We start from the raw sequence: 728 nt of genomic DNA on the forward strand, positions 1-728 counted from the left end.
AACGTTTCTGTATTATCTGCATCCGTGACGTTAATCGTTATAACCGTGCCTGCTGGCGCGTTCGATGTCCCACTAATTGTTGGCGTGCTGTTATTAATTGCACCCACTGTATCCAGTGTTAATGTCGGTGCTAGAGTATCAAGGGTGCCTGATTGTGTGGCGCCGCCGGTATTGCCTGCATCATCGGTGATACTGGCTTGTACGCTGTAGCTTCCATCTGGTAATTCAGGGCTGGTTGCTTGCCAATCACCATTTGCATCCACGGTGGCGGTGATTGGGTGTTCATCACCGTTACTGTCGGTAATAACAATGTTTATAACCGTGCCTGCGGGCTCTGTTGATGTGCCGCTAACGGTCGGTGTGCTGTCGTTACCTAAGCCCAATGCATCAACGGTGACGATTGGCGTAATGGTATCAACATTGCCACTGCTGTTGGCTGTGCTCTCGTTGCCTGCCGCATCGGTAATGCTGGCAACAACGCTAAAGTCACCTTGTGCAAGGGCTGTTGACACTTCAATAGACCAATGCCCATCGCTGCCGACTATAGTGTCAATGGTTTGCACTGTGCCTGCGCTGTCGGTGATGATGAGTGTAACGGTGCCACCAATTTCATTACTGGTGCCCTGAAGCTCGGGTGTTAAATCGCTGACATCGCCCACGTTTTGAATGGTGAGCGTTGGCGCTTGCGTGTCGATGGTAGTGGTGTCACTCACTGTGGTTTCGTTGCC

The 728-nt window shown here is 51.4% G+C and carries 1 protein-coding gene; it reads right to left on the reverse strand.

Annotation, left to right across the window (positions count from 1 at the left end):
- A partial coding sequence (locus tag I6E80_RS20335; protein ID WP_197186325.1) for an Ig-like domain-containing protein occupies nucleotides 1–713 on the reverse strand: 713 nt, incomplete at its 3' end.
- Nucleotides 714–728 lie beyond the last annotated feature (15 nt).

This window comes from Pseudoalteromonas sp. NSLLW218 (genome assembly GCF_015864775.1).
GTDB lineage: Bacteria > Pseudomonadota > Gammaproteobacteria > Enterobacterales > Alteromonadaceae > Pseudoalteromonas.